Consider the following 16,728-nt stretch of genomic DNA (forward strand, 5'->3'; position numbering starts at 1 on the left):
AACTAGTATTCACTAGCTCTTACCCACCATTATGGTAATTCCCCTTATGCATTGGGGCTTATGCTTTCTATTACTACTTCCTGTGCCTCGATATCCTCTAACTCAGCGTCATATCCTCCAATAGTGTATTGATTGCCATTACTCCTTACCACAATGTTAGATACTCTATTAAGCATGTTAACTGATGATACAACCCCCCTAACCTCTATTGGTTCATTATTCTTCAGGAGTATGCCTTTAACCGATACAACAGGGTTATAGCCATGTGTTAATAATGCTTCAAGGGTCAGTAAGGCAAAGTGTATGTTAAGGAATTTACGCGGGTACTTGCCCCTACTTGGGTCTACGTATAGCGCATCCTCTGATTCCTTCCACGTTGAATTGAATATTGTGAGGAATCTAGTTATTATGTCTTTATCCTGAATTATGTAGCAATGAGACCCCTCATTAACTGTTAGTGATCTCCTGCTTGCGTAAACACCCTTACTAAGGTCTGCGGCAAGTAGAAGGAAGTCCCCAAGCTTATTCACCTTAATCCACGCGGCATCCTCATACTCCCTCAGTGGATGAAGATCCTCTTCGCTAATACTTGGGTAAACCAGTAGATATAGTCTAACTCCTCTTCCTAATGCATCCATGAATAGCCTTAGGTTCTTCCTAAGAATCCAACTAGGTATCTCACCATATAACTCCACCTGTGCATTTGAAATAACCTCCACTAGGCCGTTATTTAAGCCATCTATCCCATATGAAACATATATTTGGGAACTACTGCGTATTGGCGATTCTATTCTTTTAACAACCTCCTTAATTGATGAGAACGATGAAATATAGGTATCTATTATTGTGGAGAGGTTATAGGCACTGTACTTCTTAGGCCTACTGCTTGAAACCTTTATGAACCCCCTCCTAAGTAGGCTTGATAATATATTATATAATTGAGGCTGGTGAACATCCACTGACTCCAGTATATCCTTAACACTTGCCTCACCCTTCTCGGCTATTGTTAGGAAGACCTCAGCCTCCCTATTGGTTAACCCCATCATAGTTAATACCCTTAATAAGTAATCTCTATCTATAGTCATACCCCACTAATTGTACTCATCAACTTTATTTATAAGGTTAATGTTAAGTATTTAAAGTCCTTATACCAATATTCTTAAATACCAGTATGTATGCAACTAAATAATGCGTAACATTGATGCCTGGGTTAAGCCCACTGGTTTCATTACTAAGAGTGGTTTAAGGGGTCTTTTAATATACGTTAGGAACAAGTCACCTTACCAAGTTAAGTTCACTGTTAATGACCGTGAATTCACTGCTGGTTCAGGGTTAAACTGGTTCCTTACTGAGGTTAAGCCCAATGAATCTATTGAGGTTAAGTTCGAGACAGGTGAATCCTATTCATTTAAGCCTAATTTTCAGGAGCCTAGGAAGTTTAGGGTTCATATTGCTCCAACCGTCCATACAGACTACGGTTATACTGATGTTCAATCTAGGGTTGAGGAGATCCACAGGGGTAACATGGATGTTGCCCTTAAAATATCCTCTAGGGGTGGTAAATTCGTCATTGAGGTTACTGAGCAACCCTTCGGTAGGATTATGGAGCTTCTGGACGCTAATAGGAGGGGCCTCATAGGTGTTCAAGCCTTCCCATTAAACGTATTAACCGGGTTATGTAATCATGAGGAGTTGATTAGGTTATTTTACGGTGTTAGGGATTTAAGGAGAGCGGGTTTCAGTATTGAGACGGCTGCCTTAAATGATATACCAAGCGCAGTGTACGCGTTACCAAGTGTCCTGGCTTCATGCGGCATTAAGTATTATATTCAGGGCGCTAATCCAGATAGGGGACCATTGCATAAGTTGAATACTTGGCTTAAGTCACCCTTCAAGTGGATTGGACCTGATGGTAATGGGGTATTGGCATGGTTTAGCGGTGGTTACGGGGGCTTAATACCAGGTTTCCATGGTTACCACCAGGGTTGGTCAGCGGGCTTATTAATAAGCCTGGATAGAGCTGAGGCTGGTTTAGCACACTTCCTAACGACACTTGAGGAGAGGGGTTACCAGTATGAGAATGTTCTACTCTACGGAATGTTCATTGATAATTGGCCTGCGTCGGATAGGTTCATTGACGTTGTGAGGGAGTTTAATGAGAAGTGGGAGAACCCCCAGTTAATAATCTCTACTACAGATGACTTCTTCCATGAGATTGAACGCGAGGTTAACGGTAAGATCAATAGTATTAAGGGTAGTTTCGGAGCCTACTGGGAGGATGGGGCAGCTTCAACGGCTAGGGAGTTGGCTGCATTAAGGCTGGCTAAGAAGCTTCTGTATTTTGCTGAAGTCGCCTACGCTTTCGATTACATTAAGGGCTTAAGGTATCCTAAAGGGGATATTGATGAGGCTTGGAGAAGCGTAATTTACTTTGATGAGCATACGTGGGGTGCATGGAATTCAGTCAGTGATCCCTATAATCCAAGTGTCCTAGAGCAGTGGCGTATTAAGGCTGGTTTCGCTGATAAGGCCCTTAATAAGGCTATGGAGTTGACTAGGGGTGATTACGTCAGTAATCCATATCCATTCACGGTCAGCGGCATTATTGAGAATACTTACGTTGAGTTACCGTCAATGGCCTCAAGACCATTCATCAGGAAGCCCCTAGTGAGGAGGAGTGTTGAGTCTAAGAATTTATTAATTGAATCACCCTACTATAAGGTCACTATTAAGGATGGTAAGGTAGTTAGTGTCATTGATAAGGAGCTTAACGTTGAGTTAATAGACTCCTCAAAATACACGCTCGATGAATACCTCTACGTACTTGGGGGTAAGGGAACTAGTATGGAGAGGACTATATTGAATTACCTCTATGAAGGTGAACCCACTGGTCCAGTCTTCAGTATTATTAGGGAGTATTCAAGCAGGGTTACTGGGGTTTATGAAAATGATGATGTGGTTACCGTGGTTATTGAGTCTGATAGTTACCTTAGTAAGATTAGGAAGGAGATTACTCTACCTAAGGCCCGCAGGGAGTTGATTATTAGGAATACTGTGGATAAGTCTGAGAATTACGATAAGGAGGGTGTTTACTTCGCCTTTCCATTCAACCTAAGTAAACCCAGAGTGCTTATTGAGGAGCCTGGAGCCTTCATTGACGTGGAGAATGAACTCATTGAGGGTGGGTGCGCCAATTGGTTTGCGGCAAATAACATTGTTTTACTTAAGGGTGAATTCGACATAGCCTTCTACACTGAGGAGGCTCCATTAGTAACCATTGGCAGTATCTTCGATGGTGTATGGAGGGGTAGTGTTAAAGTGAATAATGGCTTATTATTCTCCTACGTAATGAATAATTACTGGCATACTAATTACAAGGCTGCTCAAGGGGGTTCATTCACCTTCACCTATAGGTTAACGAGTAGTAGAGCCATTAAACCAAGCCAAGCCCACAGATTCTTCTCATCACCGGTAATTGGAAGAGCCATAAATGGTGACTTAACAATAGATCCACCTGAGGTGGTGGTGACTACGGTTAAGAAGTGGGATTTAGGTGATGGTGTTGTTTTAAGGTTACTTGAGGTTGATGGTGAAGCCAAATCATTAACCATAAGGTCAAGAACCCTAAACGGCTACAAGGCATACTTAGCAAACCCACTTGAGGAACCCATTGAGGAACTTGGTGAATTCACTAACGGTGAATTAAAGGTAAGTGTTAAGCCAAGGTCATATTTAACCATAGTGGTGAAGAGGAGTTAAGTTGAAACTAACCAAGTGGCTTATCAACAGCATTCACGTACCTTCTCAGGAACAGTAAGATAATAATCACAGGCAGTATTAGTACTATAAATGTGTTCCTTATGCCTATTAAATCCGCTACATAGCCTGTTATTGTTGGTGTTACTATACCTATGAGCATCATGAATGAGAAGAATAGGCTATTAGCCATATTCCTATGCTGTGGTTTAAACGCTCTTGATATGGCAACCACTGATAATGGATAAGTGGTACCATGTGGTATACCCAGTAATAGCAATGCAATAATGTATATCAATAAATTATTAATTAAACCTATCAATGCAATACCAATTACAGTCAATAAAACTGCACTACTCATAAGTGGCCAAAGTCTCTCAGCGGGTTTAATTGATAAGTAAAGCCTACCTAGGAATGATGTTACGAAGAATAATGAGAACAAAGTCTCAACCGTTGAGTAACTTAATCCAAAGGAATTCCTAGCATAAATACCACCGAAGGCCATTAGGAAGGAGAAGACCACGTTATATGTTGCTATGTTTAAGACGGCTGTTAAGAATCCAGGGTTAGATAATACATTGCTCACGGCAATTAATGAATCATTACTTGTCTCTTCAGGGAATTTAATGAATGGGGCTATGGCTAAGGCAAGTATTGGGAATACTGTGAAGAATAGGAAGGATTCCCTTAGGCTATAGTATTTAAGTATCAATGATTCAATAGCTGGACCTAGTATTAGGCTTATGCTTAATGACAACGTGTAAATATTGAGTAATCTCTCCCTAGTCCTCCTATCAGGTAGTAGGCTTGCTGAGGTTATTATGTTAGGCATTAGGAAGCCTAGGGTGAATCCAGCAATGGCTGAAAGCAGCCATATGGTTAATGGTGTTGATAACCAGAATAATGGATAAGCCACAGCATATATTACTGAAGACGCTATGAATGCTAATCTCCTATTACATGACCTTAACCTTGAGTTAATTAAACCACTACTTAGGAATGTCATTAATGCTGTTAAGGCTGATAATAAGCCAATAAGTGTATTACTGAAGTGAAAGCCATACCTAGCTAGTAAGGGTATTGTAGTCATTAACATATTATTAGATGCCCTAACCACTATTGTTAAGGGTACTATTATTAATAATGCCTGCGCTAATCCTAAGTAATGCCCCCTAATCATTAAGCCTCACTATACCTTTTAACAACATTAATAAAACTAACGTAGTCGCCAGGATCATATATGCCGTATTTAACCCTCCTGAGAATATTCTCAATGAACTCCTTAGGGATGGTGATCGGTAACTTCCTCACTATGTAATCGGCGGCATTAGTTAGGTCTTTTCTAATAGCCTCAATGCCGGCTGTATAAGCATCTATGAAGTATTGCGGATTACCATTCACGTAGGCACCACAGGCTCCAGGTGCATTAATTAATTCCTCTAAAAATGCATCATTATGCTCAAGTACTCCTAAGTTAAGTACAGCACTTTGAACCTCACCTCTATTAAGCATGTTAAATATAGAGTACCAGTCATCAGCATAGACGAGCTCAGCCTTTAACCCAACCTTATCCAATAATGCTCTAGTAAGTAAATCCGCTGCACTACCGCGTCTCCAGATGGCAATCCTAGGTCCCTGTAGTTTAGGATAAATGAACATTAGTCTCTTAACTGTTACCATGTCTATTCTTAAATCATTCTTAATCAAGGACACTAGTGAATCAGCCACTGCATAGGCGTTCTCAGTCTCCTTACCCTTAGCGAATACAAGATCTAAGTCACCATAATCCCTTGAGGCAAGTATTAAAGGGTATGAAACAGGACCCGGTGCGGTTACTATCTTCATGATGACATTACCGATATCGATATTTTTAAACATTTCCCGCTACACTAACCACATGCCTTTATAGCTGAAAGCCTTGTCTTTTAAGGTGTGGGTGAAGGTTAATTTATAGGCTTTGTATACTTTAAAGTGGACTAAGTGTGAAGCAATTCTCAGGTAGCTATCCACTGAAGAGACTGAGGGAGGTTGGTGAGGAATACAGGATAGGGTTGAGCATATCAATGGGGAAGCACCTCGAAAATATGCCTGATATGCAGGGTAATGGAGAACCATAAAAGGATAACAAGAGGATTATTCAAATGCTACAGGCATAATAAAGTGTTCAAAGCGGATCTATAACCCTGAGTCCCACACTATACGGGATAGGAGTAAAGCGCCTGAAACCAACAGCAATCTGAGGTGTAGCCATAAACCCCAGTCCTAAGGGGGGGAACCCACCCATTAGGGTAGAAGGAGGTCAGATGAGGTATTGATTCATGTAATTCTCTTAACTTAAGCTGCTTGGAGCATATCTCTCCTTGCCTGATTCAAGAAGCCAGACGTCATTCTTCTTAGCTTCCTCAATTGCATTGGGAATAATCCTCATGCAGTATAATACCTTAATTACCCGTCCAGGTAACTTATCAGGCATAATTCTTCCCAATTCCTCAATCCTACTTACAAGTCTTTGAATGGTTTTTGGACCAGCCCGAACCTTAGCTTCACCAATAATGGTTAATTGGCCATTAGTTCCATAAATGTCGAACTCATACCTAGTGTTAAAGTGAATTGGACTGGTGACTATGATTAATCCCCTTTGCTTAAGATAATATTGAACAACATCATTAGCCTCCTCCTCAAGACTAATACTCATCCTCTCCTGCATAGCCTTAATCCCCCTAATCTCCCTCCATATCTTATCCTGCCCTTCTCTTAACGCCTTTATTTCTTGCCATATTTTATTATTTTCCTCTTTTATTGCTTTGATTTCTTGCCATATTTTATTATTCTCTTCCCTTAGTGCTTTTAATTCCTCCTCATGCCTCTGCTCCACCTCCCTCAAAGCCTTAACCTCCTCCCATAGTTTATTCTGTCCTTCCTGTAGGTTCTTGACTACTTCCCATAGTTTATTCTGTCCTTCTCTTAATGCTTTAACCTCCTCCCAGAGCCTATTCTGTTCCTCTCTTAAAGCCTTAACCTCTTCCCAAAGCTTATTCTGCCCCTCCTGTAATGCCTTAACTTGTTCCTGTAGTGTCTTGACTTGCCCTTGTAGATTCCTAACCTCCTCCCATAGTTTATTTTGTCCTTCTTGAAGTGCCTTAACCTGTTCCTGTAGGTTCTTGACTGCTTCCCAAAGCTTATTTTGTCCTTCTTGTAGTGTCTTTATTTCGCTTCTAGTTTCAGTCTCCTCCTTAATGAGTGTGTTGACGGCATTGGTTAATGCGTTAACAGACTCAATTAATCGAGCCAAGGAGGCATTAACATCACTAATACCAAGAAGCCTCATAACCTCACCCCTAAACCCAGCATCCTCCCTCAACAAACGCAAAAACTCATCACGAAAAGACACGGAAATTAAGATTTTATTAATAATTTATAAGCCTTTCCATTCAACTCGAGTGGCGCTAAGATTATTTATGGTACTTAAGGCTTCCTATTATTAGACTTGGATTATCTGTAGTTACTTCATCAACTCCCATTCTGGTTAATTTAACAGCAATGTTAACATCGTTTACAGTCCAAGCGCCAATCTTTAAACCAGACTCATGGGCGATATTAACGTCACTTTCATTAATTAGCGTATACTCTGCTTGAAGCCATTGAGCCTTTAACTTTCTAGCAGCATCAATAAACCACCTGGCCTTACCTACGAATATTAATCCTAATTCCACTGAATCATCAAGCTGCCTAACTCTCTCAAGTGCATCGAAATCAAAGGACACTATCTTAGCTCTTACATTATATTTCCTAACAAGGTTAAGTACCTTTTCCTCAATGCCAGGGTATACGTCGCTACCGTGTTTAAGTTCAATTACGAAACTTGTTTTATTACCAAGTTCCTTAAGCACCTCATCAAGAGTCGGTATCCTGACTCCACGCCACTTTGCATCAAACTTAACTCCAGCGTCAAGGTTCCTCAACTCATTGGTTGTGTGATCCTTAACGTAGCCTGATCCTGTGGTCGTCCTATCTAATGTATCATCATGGATCACAACTGGTTCACCATCCTTAGTCATATGTACATCTAATTCAATACCATCCACACCGGCTTCAATAGCCATCTTAAACGATGGTATTGTATTCTCCGGGGCACAGCACCTAGCTCCCCTATGTCCAATAATCAATACCATAGGTTTAACTCTACTGATGAATGTTTTTAAGTATACTTAACATTAAGTCTATGTTTAACTCACCGATAACCGTAGGCTTCTCAATACCTAGATTAACCAGTACTTCTGGGTCAACTTCACCAATGCATCCGATACTTGTGTCATTCACTAACACCTCTACTGCACGTACAGGTATGAAGGGTTTGCTACTGCATTTGCGTAGGTTAATGCTCATTCCTAATGCCCTGAGAAGTGACTTAACTATTGATAATCCATCAGTCAATGTGTATCCATCACCCATGAGTAATATGCCAATCCTCCTGCTGGTAACTGCCTCATTATCCTTTAACTCAATTACATCACCCACCTCGAAGGCTTCCAGTTTACCAACAAGCCTTTGATTAATCTTAACTGTTAGGAGTAGTGACGGTATAAGCGAACTGCGGAGCGCTGAGTAGTCCCTAATTTTAGGATTACTTAATTTAATGAAGTTAACTAAACCAATATTCCTCATAACCTCATCACTGGTTAAGTTAAAATTAACCACCTCCTGTAGCCCCATACCAAGTAATAAATCCCTAATAACACCGCTTAGGTACTCCACAGGGTGCTTGATGCCAAAGTGAGTTGATGGTGGTAGGTTTGGTTCAAGGTTATTGTAACCGAGACCAATGGCGACATCCTCTATCACATCAACGTAACTGTGGACATCAATCCTATAGGGTGGGGCAAGGACATCAATTGAGTCACCCATGATTGAGGCTTTAAGCCCCATTCTTGTTAATACATTAATAACCGTGTTGGCTTCAAGCCTTATGCCCAGTAAATCCTCAACATCCCTTAGCTTAACGTTAACCTTAATCCACTTAAGGCTTGGGGTGATTTCACTACTGTTTCCAGTAACCTCAATGGACTCTATTATGGGATTCCTAGACCTCTCAGCCACTGAGGTAACCATAATGTTTAATACGTGTTTCATTAACCCAGGTTCAATACCGGTTACATCAATTAACACGTTCCTAGTGGATTCAGTTATCTTAGTTTCCTCACCATTAAGTATTGGTGGGAATGAGAGCACCCTCCCCTCACTATCAATTAATAATGGATACTCCCCAGGTTTAACTAAACTTGAGTACGCCCTACCCTTCTCAGTTAACTTAAGTACATCAGTAAGTGTCATGGATTCACTGTAGCCTAATGGCCTATAGGTAGCCTCCTTAACGGCAACGTAACTGAAGGGTGGCTTAACAGTGTCAAGGTCATATAGGCCTATTGATACTAGTCTCCTGTCACCACCATAATCCTTATGCAGTATCTCCTGAAGCTGAAAGAGTTGCCTAATGGCCTCATCATTAAGTTCAACGTTCCTTACAATGGCCATGTATGCGTAAGGCCTATACTCCGGCGCCTTAGTTATATCCAGCCTAGTGACCGGCCCATTGATACTGTACTGCGGGATGCTTCTTGAGCCTAGGTATATGCCTATAGCCCTCCCAAGCCCCTCAGCTGAGAATAAATCAGGTCTATCGTAGTTAAGCTCAATAGCCGCGTAATCACCCTTAACCTCAGTGACCTCACCTTTAAGAACCTCAACAACCTCCCTCAGCCTACTGATTGTTAAATCAACCCGCGCTATTGAGGATAGGTCTCTTAAGGAGACTTCAATAGTCGGCACTTAAATCACCCCAATGGGAGTCTTCATTGAGTCTATTTCCTTAACATTATTAGTGTAGAGGGTTCTAATATCATCAACGCCAAGGACAACCATTGCCAACCTATCTATCCCAACACCCCAAGCCGCAACCTTATACTCACTACCTAAGCCAACTATCCTAAGCACCTCAGGTCTAAACATGCCTCCGGGGAAAACCTCAAGTTGACCAAGCTTCGGGTGCTTCACGTAACCTTCAACGCTCGGTTCAGTGAAGGGGAAGTACGCCGGCTTAAAGTAAACCCTACCAAGCCTAAGCCTATTAGCAAGCTCGGTGAAGAAGCCCAGTAGATTCCTGAAGGTAACCCCCCTACCCACTATTATGCCTTCAAGCTGGTGAAACTCCATGAAGTGCGTGGCATCGGGTGTATCAGGTCTGTAAACCCTATCAAGTGAAAACAACCTATACTCCCCCGGCCCCCTATGGTAAATCTGCTTAATAGTAACCAGTGTAGTGTGTGTTCTTAAAAGTACCCTAAGGGCCTCATCCCTACTCCACTCATACGACCAAACTAACCTATGCTGCTCACTAGCCCTCTCCATAACCTCCCCTGGGGCTTCCCTTGGCTTTAGCTTGTTCTCAACGTAGAATACGTCGGTTTCACGTCTAGCCGGGTGGTATTGAGGCACTAGGAGGGTGTCGAAGTTCCATAAGGCTGCATCAACGTGTTCATCCTTAACCTCCTCAAACCCCATGGCCACTAACTCATCTCTAACCTGATTTAGGAACTGAATGAAGGGGTGCTTACGCCTAATAGGCCTTAAAGGCACCTCCACCGTTAAGTCAAATTCCTTAAAGACCCCGCCCCTCCAGGAACCTGAGGCTAAGTCAGCTGAGGTTAGGCTGGTTATTACCCTTGCACTGGTTAATTGACCACTCCTATAAAGGTTTAAGGCCTCCTGGGTCGCAGCCACTATGAGTCTCTTCACTTGATGAACCTTAACAAGTCCCCTCCGCCTAGCCTCCTCTACGTATTCAGGTAATTCACCAGTGTACTCTACTTCACCTTTAATGTTGTTTAGGAATGTTTTAAGTTCATTAATGTAATTCCTGAATTCACCCTCATCACCGGTTAAGTTAATTACACTACCACTTAGGTTAACTGCCTTAAGCCTCCTAAGCCTACCCAAGGCGGCTGTGAGCTCCTCCTTACTTAAATTCATTGATTGACTTAACTCACTTAAGTTAGCCTTACCACCCAATTCCCTTAACCGGGCTATGAGCCTCTCCTCAGGTAGGCCTATTCTTAAGTACTCTTCACCAAGGTCTGTTAACGCAATCCTCGTGACTAACCGGTATTCAATTCTAATGAACTCCCTTGCCTTAAGTTCCTCAAGATCCCTCATAATGTCCTCAGTTCTCTTACCCACCTTACTAGCTAAGGAATCTGCGTCAATAGGCTCATTAACCTCAACCAGCACTTTAATTATACTGTACTGTAATGGTGGTAATACAATCATATTCTACATCCCCGCTTACCAACCCTTATTAAGCTTAACACCTAGCTGTTCATTAATGTGCATTGTGGGTCAGGGCCATTTAATGAACCATACTTAGCGTAAACCCTAGCTGGGCACCCTCCCCGGCATATTTTAAAGAATGGGCATGTAAGACATAATGGACTGGGTACTCTGTTTCTAAAGGCCTTGAACCCACTTACCCACACCTTACTCAACTCATCCCGCCTAACATTACCTTCCCTAAACTCCGGTCGCATTAATAATTCGCAACCGTAAATATCACCATTGGAGTCAATCACAAGCCTACTCCTACCTGCTGGGCATGTACCATAGTTAACCACCTTAAGCCCATTAAGTAACCCCTCAGTCTCACGGTAAGCTTTACTCATAAGGTTCAGTAACCCGAACCTAAAGCCACTGTACACTACCTTAACATTAACATCACTTAATTCACTTAACTTAATTAAAACCTCATGGGCTAATTCATTACTAATACCTAAGCCCCCTCCGCTAGCCCTACCGAATTCCTGAACCCTAATGAAGGTTACCACAGGAATCTTTAAATCGGAGGCTAGTTTAACGAAGTCCTTTACGTAATCAGCATTACTGATTGTGACCGTGTACGATAATGATACCGTTACCCCAGCATCCTTAAGGTACTTAATAGCGTTTATGGCTTTACTGAAGGATCCATGACCCCTAATAGCATCATTAATCACTGGATTAGGCCCATCAAGACTCACTTGAACCTGATCCACCCCTGAATCCCTTAACTTAACTGCAGCCTCCTCGCTTACTAAGGTTCCATTAGTGCTTAGGGAAACAATCATACCATTCTCCTTACCCCTCTTAACTATGTCTAGTAAACCCCTATTAAGTAGAAGGAGGGGTTCACCTCCAAGTAAGTAAAGGTACCTTACCCCCAATTTACCCAACTCATCCACAACCCTTATCCATTCACCAGCATTAAGTTCATTGGGTAATGGTTTTGAGGCTGATACGTAACAGGTAGCGCACCTGAGGTTGCATGCCCTGGTTAAGTAAAGGGTGGCATCCACTGGATTACCTGAACCAAGTGACTTAACAAGACTCTCAGTGTAGTCTCCGGTATTAAGCGCCAGGATGTGAGTTAATGGTGTTGCAGGGCACTCTGTGAGGAAGATTAACCCCATATCCTTAATTAATTCACTGGTCAAGTTAATTCACCTATCTCAACTGTTTTTAATAACATTCCGGTTAAAAAATATTTTGCAACTTTACTTTAATAAATGTATTAATAAATGAATATACTGATAATACATTAGTGCAATCATAGGTAATTCATCTTAATTACCGCTGACCCTGCTACTGGTTTTCAAAGAACCTTGTACTTACCCCATATGTCTTTAAGGTAGGCGCCTCTTCTTAACTCACTCTTAGCGGTGCTTTCCCTATTCACCTTCTCAATAGCCCTATTAATGACTTCACTCATAACTTCCTTAGGTACTATGACTACGCCGTTAATGTCGCCGAAAACTAAGTCACCCACCTTAACCCTCACATCACCCACGGTTACCTCAATTCCATGACCCTTAAACTCACCCCTACCCTTAATATCATACGGCGTTTTACCCACTGCGAACACTGGGAATCCAAGTCTTAAAACCTGGTTAACATCCCTAATTAAACCATGCACAACAACACCCCTAGCACCTCTAGCCATTGCTGCAGTGCTTGTTAATTCACCCCAAACAGCAGTCCTACCTCTAATAGTCTCCTCAACCTCAATAACGATTACTGAATCCTCTGGAACTGCATCCACAGCTTCAATTAGTCCCTCATAAGGGTTATCTGGGTTAGGGTCATTGGCTTCACCAACGTACATTGGGTATGCATACCCCATAACCACGTAATCAGGGTTAATTGGAAGTATGTAACTTGGTAATGCATGATTATAAATGCCTAATTCATCCAATGCATCTGAAATAACTGGTGAGTAGAGTACTCTACTTAAGTACTCGAAGTTCACTGGGATCCACCTTAACTGCTTCAGTATTAATTTCATTAAATACTTTACCTAGATTTAATTTCGTTAAATTCACCTGCTCGGCTTTAAACACAGTATCATCCTTAAAAAGGGCCTGGAGGCAACTGCATTGGTAATTCATGGGGAGGGTGATAATTGTTGATCATCCCCTGGCCCAGGACATATTAACAACACTTAGGGATAAGAGGACGGGCCAAATTGAGTTTAGGAAGGGGTTGGTTAGGCTTGGTAGGTTAGTGGGTTATGAGATAATTAAGTCCTTTGAAACCTATAATGTGGAGGTTGAGACACCCCTTGGTGTTAAGGCTAGGGGGATTAGGATTAAGGATGTTGATAAGGTCATAATAGTTCAGGTACTTAGGGCGGCAATGCCCATGGTTGAGGGTCTTCTTAAGGCCTTCCCAGCGGCTAGAATAGGTGTTGTTAGCGCCAGGAGGGTTGAGAATACTCATGTGCCTGGTTCAATGGAGTTTCAAATAGATGTCGGTTACTATAGGATTCCTGAAATACATGGTGACGATACGTTAATTGTGGTTGACCCAATGTTAGCCACCGGGTCAACAATATTATCCACCTTAAACATAGTGTATAGGCATGGTAAACCTAAGAGAACTATTACAGTTCACGTAATAGGCACTAGGTACGCCATAGATAGGGTACTAGCCAAGTACCCGGATATTGACGTTTACCTAGTTGCCGTTGACCCTGAGTTGAATGAGAGGGGATTCATTGTACCTGGGCTTGGGGACGCTGGGGATAGGGCCTACGGTGAAGCCTAGGATCTCCAACTACTCCCCTTCTTACCCCCAGCCTCAAGGAATGCCTCAACGGATTGCGCTATCCTCATGCCGTGGGACAATGCCTTACCAATTAAAGTCGGGCCATTTGTTACGTCGCCAGCCGCAAAGACACCGAGCCTGGTTGTTCTACCTTGGGCATCAGTATCTATGGTGCCGTTTTGCCTTAACTTCACACCGCAGCACTCCTTCCTCATGGGTGGTGTTGGTATTTCACCAACCGCTGATATTAAGGTATCTACGTTGAGTATGAATTCAGAACCAGGTATTGGCTCTGGGGCAGGTCTACCTGAGGCATCCGGCTTACCTAGCCTCATTTTAATCATCTTAACAGCCTCAACGTACTCCTTACCATTAACCTCCACCGGTAGTGTTAATTCAAGGAGCTTAACCCCCCTTTGAATTAACCTATTTATCTCAGCCTTACCGGCAGGGGCCTCGTTTATGGTCCTCCTGTAGGATAAGTAAACCTCCTTAGCCCCCTCTAATTGAGACTCTATTGCAGCATCAACAGCGGTTAAACCAGCCCCAACCACCATGGACTTTAGGCCTGTTTTAAAAACTTCAGATTTAGGTAAGTAACCATGTTGGCTTGCGTATATTCTGAATAAGTAATCGAGGGCTAGGTATGATCCTTTAAGATTCTCCCCAGGGATTTTAAGCCTCCTGGATTCCCAAGTCCCTGTGGCTATTACTAAGGCGTCGTATTTATCAATCAACTCCTCCAAGTGAATCTTACTTTTAACGAACTGATCACCCTCAATACTGTACTCTTCATCGCAAATAACCTTAACATTACTGAAGAAGTTAACACCCAGTTCCCTAAGTTCCCTCACCCCAGCCCTAATGTTATTCCAAGGTAGTCTCCAATTGGGTATTGCGAAGAGCGTCATTCCACCTGGTTCAGGCATCCTATCGTAGACATCCACATCATACCCCTTGCATATTAAGTAACCAGCCGCACCCAGGCCCGCCGGCCCAGCCCCAATTATAGCCACCTTCCCCTGCCTCTTACTGATCTTCTGACCTGGACTACACTTCAATGCAAACTTCATGAATTAGGCTCTGTTTCACTATTTTTAATGTTTTTCACACGACCTTTAATTCAGTATTATGTTCATTTTATATACCTAGATGAAACCTCATCCCTGTTCCTTAACCTGAATTCCACTTGAAATACAAGCTAACTTACCGGCTTCACGGGGATTAGTTACGTAAAGTATCCTGGAGGTTCTCCTATCATCAACGTAATCTGGGAAGGCTAACTCAAGTCTATCCGTTGGGAAACCCGTGCCCTTAAGCACTATGGTTGGTTTACCCATGGCGTATGCTAAAAGCGCCTCCATTATTGTTCCAACAGCCCCACCAATAGCTATAAGTGAATCACTACTCCTAACTAACACCACTGACCTTTCCCTAAACTCCATACCAGTCCTCACGATTACAGCATCCTTAGGGGCCTCAATGTTCTCGTTCTCAATAGGCAGTATTAACACGACCCTTAACCCCCTTGAGATGGCTTCATCAGCCACAACCCTCATTAATCCCCAGTAGCCGCCTAGAAGTATGGTGGGTTTACATTGGGTTAAGCCATCTATAACATCCTTAACGGCTTTAACATGCTCATCCCTGTATTCACCACTGTGGGCTGCAATGGCCACCTGCATGCTGCGTTAAGTAAATGGGTGGTATAAAGTATTGCCTCATTTCCTAAATCATTCACTCCTCTTAACATCAGATTTATTAAGGTAGAAGAATAAGTAGATGACGTAGTAATGGCTGAAGAGAAGATACTGGTGCTTTGTGTAGATAGGGATAATGATGTTGGGGAGAGGCTTGGTGTTAAGACTCCAGTTATTGGTAGGGATGAGGTTCTTAAGGTTGGGGTGGATTTCATAGTTAGATACCCTGATGATTCTGATGCAAACGCCATATTTGGGGCTATTAGGGTTTACGATAGTTTAAGGCCAATATACGGTAATAACATTGAGGTTGCCTTAGTAACTGGTAGTAGTGATAGTGATGTTGAGGCTGACTTGAAGGTTATGGCTGAGTTAGATAAGGTTTTAAGCGTCTTTAATGCTGACGGCATAATACTTGTCTCAGACGGCCCCTCCGATGAAGTGGTGCTTCCCCTAATACAATCAAGGAGAACAGTGATATCTGTTAAGAGGATTGTTGTTAAACAGACTAGGAGTGTTGAGGATTTCGCTGTGTTAACTAGGTATTACCTTAGGAAGGCTTTTCTTGAACCAGGGTGGAGGCAATACACGTTGGGTTTACCTGGACTGGTGGTTATGCTTTACGGGATATGGCTTCTGATTCCTCAATCAATTAAGCCCATGATAGCTTCATCCTTATCACTATTAATTGGCGTAGTGTTACTCTTCATAGCCTTTAACGCATATAGGCCACTCATATTATTCATAAGGCGTTATGAAGTCACATTCTTCACAATACTGGTAACCATAGTTATACTAGCCATGTACATAAACATATACTCACCCATACTGAGGACTAACCCCTACATGATCTTAATAGGGAAGCCATTAACCCTACCTGAAATTATAGGAATAATATATGGTGCATTAGTGGCAGTATTAGTTATAGAGACTTACTCAAAAAGCCACAGAATACCCTATGGATACATAGCGTCAATTTCATTAATATCACCCTTAACCGGATTATCCTCAATAATAGTACCCGGCTTCAACATAGCATCATTCATACTATTCCTCATAATATACGTATTAATCAACATACTGGTGCTAGCTGTAATATTCGTGATTAGGAGGCATATGAGGAGGATTAGTATTGAACGGTGAA

At 42.2% G+C, this 16,728-nt stretch carries 15 protein-coding genes; 4 read left to right on the forward strand and 11 right to left on the reverse strand.

The features are described 5' to 3' along the window. Nucleotides 1-44: 44 nt before the first annotated feature. A complete protein-coding gene (locus CMAQ_RS03055) occupies nucleotides 45-1,085 on the reverse strand; it encodes a TrmB family transcriptional regulator (RefSeq protein ID WP_048062640.1) in 1,041 nt (346 codons plus the stop codon). Nucleotides 1,086-1,188: 103 nt separating this feature from the next. Between CMAQ_RS03055 and CMAQ_RS03060 the strand changes: the two genes are divergently transcribed. Beyond that, nucleotides 1,189-3,759, forward strand: coding sequence for a glycosyl hydrolase-related protein (locus tag CMAQ_RS03060; RefSeq protein ID WP_012185663.1), 2,571 nt, complete (start codon nucleotides 1,189-1,191; stop codon nucleotides 3,757-3,759). A 7-nt stretch (nucleotides 3,760-3,766) separates the two neighbouring features. Here the strand turns inward: CMAQ_RS03060 and CMAQ_RS03065 are convergent, their stop codons facing one another. Further along, on the reverse strand, nucleotides 3,767-4,936 hold the full coding sequence (locus tag CMAQ_RS03065) for an MFS transporter (protein WP_012185664.1): 1,170 nt from the start codon (nucleotides 4,934-4,936) through the stop codon (nucleotides 3,767-3,769). Beyond that, nucleotides 4,936-5,601, reverse strand: a complete 666-nt coding sequence (locus CMAQ_RS03070; protein WP_048062641.1) for a DUF3834 domain-containing protein — start codon at nucleotides 5,599-5,601, stop codon at nucleotides 4,936-4,938. Before CMAQ_RS03070 ends, CMAQ_RS03065 begins: the two co-directional genes overlap by 1 nt. A 137-nt stretch (nucleotides 5,602-5,738) precedes the next feature. On the opposite strand from CMAQ_RS03070, the gene CMAQ_RS10915 reads away from it, so the two are divergent. After that, nucleotides 5,739-5,873: a hypothetical protein gene (locus CMAQ_RS10915; protein WP_269479086.1), complete on the forward strand. Its 135-nt coding sequence runs from the start codon at nucleotides 5,739-5,741 to the stop codon at nucleotides 5,871-5,873. A 212-nt stretch (nucleotides 5,874-6,085) separates the two neighbouring features. Here the strand turns inward: CMAQ_RS10915 and CMAQ_RS03075 are convergent, their stop codons facing one another. From CMAQ_RS03075 to CMAQ_RS03100, 6 genes are all read right to left on the reverse strand, one after another. After that, nucleotides 6,086-7,147 (reverse strand): DUF8196 domain-containing protein, encoded by a 1,062-nt coding sequence (locus tag CMAQ_RS03075; protein ID WP_012185666.1) that lies wholly within the window; start codon nucleotides 7,145-7,147, stop codon nucleotides 6,086-6,088. Between the two features lie 61 nt (nucleotides 7,148-7,208). Beyond that, nucleotides 7,209-7,928: a glycerophosphodiester phosphodiesterase gene (locus tag CMAQ_RS03080; RefSeq protein ID WP_012185667.1), complete on the reverse strand. Its 720-nt coding sequence runs from the start codon at nucleotides 7,926-7,928 to the stop codon at nucleotides 7,209-7,211. Between the two features lie 10 nt (nucleotides 7,929-7,938). Beyond that, a complete protein-coding gene (gene pheT, locus CMAQ_RS03085; protein ID WP_012185668.1) occupies nucleotides 7,939-9,582 on the reverse strand; it encodes a phenylalanine--tRNA ligase subunit beta in 1,644 nt (547 codons plus the stop codon). Beyond that, nucleotides 9,583-11,079 (reverse strand): phenylalanine--tRNA ligase subunit alpha, encoded by a 1,497-nt coding sequence (pheS, locus tag CMAQ_RS03090; RefSeq protein ID WP_012185669.1) that lies wholly within the window; start codon nucleotides 11,077-11,079, stop codon nucleotides 9,583-9,585. A 41-nt stretch (nucleotides 11,080-11,120) separates the two neighbouring features. Further along, a complete protein-coding gene (locus tag CMAQ_RS03095; protein ID WP_012185670.1) occupies nucleotides 11,121-12,275 on the reverse strand; it encodes a radical SAM/SPASM domain-containing protein in 1,155 nt (384 codons plus the stop codon). A 158-nt stretch (nucleotides 12,276-12,433) separates the two neighbouring features. Beyond that, nucleotides 12,434-13,087 carry an RraA family protein gene (locus CMAQ_RS03100; RefSeq protein WP_198002083.1) on the reverse strand — a complete coding sequence of 218 codons (654 nt, stop codon included), beginning with the start codon at nucleotides 13,085-13,087 and terminating at the stop codon, nucleotides 12,434-12,436. A gap of 137 nt (nucleotides 13,088-13,224) precedes the next feature. Here CMAQ_RS03100 and upp point away from each other — a divergent pair, with 137 nt between their 5' ends. Next, entirely contained in the window at nucleotides 13,225-13,884 is a 660-nt protein-coding gene (gene upp / locus CMAQ_RS03105; RefSeq protein WP_012185672.1) for a uracil phosphoribosyltransferase, read from the forward strand. Here upp and CMAQ_RS03110 read toward each other — a convergent pair. Together CMAQ_RS03110 and CMAQ_RS03115 are read right to left on the reverse strand one after the other, a co-directional pair. After that, complete coding sequence (locus CMAQ_RS03110) at nucleotides 13,881-14,957, reverse strand: FAD-dependent oxidoreductase (RefSeq protein ID WP_012185673.1); 1,077 nt, start codon at nucleotides 14,955-14,957, stop codon at nucleotides 13,881-13,883. The two genes, upp and CMAQ_RS03110, sit on opposite strands and share 4 nt — an antisense overlap. Nucleotides 14,958-15,044: 87 nt before the next feature. Next, a complete protein-coding gene (locus CMAQ_RS03115; RefSeq protein WP_012185674.1) occupies nucleotides 15,045-15,569 on the reverse strand; it encodes an SLOG cluster 4 domain-containing protein in 525 nt (174 codons plus the stop codon). A 108-nt stretch (nucleotides 15,570-15,677) separates the two neighbouring features. Between CMAQ_RS03115 and CMAQ_RS03120 the strand changes: the two genes are divergently transcribed. Continuing rightward, nucleotides 15,678-16,727, forward strand: a complete 1,050-nt coding sequence (locus tag CMAQ_RS03120; RefSeq protein ID WP_012185675.1) for a DUF373 family protein — start codon at nucleotides 15,678-15,680, stop codon at nucleotides 16,725-16,727. Nucleotide 16,728: the final 1 nt, after the last annotated feature.

The organism is Caldivirga maquilingensis IC-167 (assembly GCF_000018305.1).
In the GTDB taxonomy this organism is placed as follows: Archaea; Thermoproteota; Thermoprotei; order Thermoproteales; family Thermocladiaceae; genus Caldivirga; species Caldivirga maquilingensis.